Source organism: Micromonospora sp. CPCC 206061 (assembly GCF_036906915.1).
Taxonomy (GTDB): Bacteria; Actinomycetota; Actinomycetes; order Mycobacteriales; family Micromonosporaceae; genus Phytohabitans.
The window spans coordinates 1-943 of sequence record NZ_JBAKHX010000221.1 but is presented as its reverse complement, the minus strand read 5'-3'; the positions used below and the strand labels follow the sequence as shown (position 1 = coordinate 943).

Genomic DNA, 943 nt, shown 5'->3' with positions numbered 1-943 from the left:
CTTCCATCTACTCGCGGACGCGCTGCACGGCGCCGGCCCGCGCCTGCCACACATCCGTACGGTTGCACGGAACACGGCGCGGCGGGCCGAGACGTACCGCGCCGAGGGCGCGGCGGCACTGGACGCCGCCGAGGCCGCCGGGCGCCGGGCGGAGCAGCGGCTGGCCGACCACGACAGCCTCCTGCGCCGGGTCGAGGCGGCCGCCGCGGTGCTCGCGGACCTGACACCCGACGAGCCGCCGCTGCTGGACCGCCGGGCGGCGGAGCGGGCCTGGCAGCAGCGTCCGTCCACCCTGGACGGCGAGGCGCTGAGCCTGCTGGAGCCGTTCGCCGACGCTCAGGTCCTGTTCGCCGGCGGCTGGCTCCACGGCCGCCTGCCCGTCCCTGGGCCGTCCGACGCGGTATCGCGGGACGATCCCCGGCCGGCGGCGATCGAGGAGCTGACCGGCGCCCGGTACCAGACGCTGGTGGCCGCCGCGAGCCCCATGGACGGCGCCGAGCGGACCGCGGCCGTGGAGACGGCCGTGGAGAGCGTGGTACGGGCCGTGAACGAGGGCGGGTACGCCTCCCTCGTATTCGATTTGGCGGGCGGCGAACGGACGCTGGTGGCGGTGGTGCGGGACGCGATCGGGGTGCGGTTCGTCGACCCGCCGCGGGAGCCGGCCGGCTCGCTTGACGAACTGCTCGGGTCGGGCTTTGCCGGCCTGGTGCGGCACGTCGAGGCGCTGGCGGTGGACCGGCGCGGCACGCCGGTACCCGTTCCCGGCGCCCCGCGCGGGCTGCACAGCCGGCACCCGGTGCCGGAGGCCTACGACGCCGCGCTGCCGGAGCTGGACCGGGCCGCCGCCCGGGTCGAGCGGCTGGCCGCCGGATTGGCGGGCGAGGCCGACCTGCTCCGCCGGGCCCGCCAGGCCGCCGACGCCGAGCGCGCCGGGGAGCTCGGG

General features: G+C 78.4%; 1 protein-coding gene. It reads left to right on the top strand.

The window, feature by feature from the left end; genetic code table 11:
- Nucleotides 1–943: hypothetical protein (locus tag V6V89_RS41490; protein WP_442935332.1), on the top strand; the 943-nt coding region annotated here is incomplete at both ends.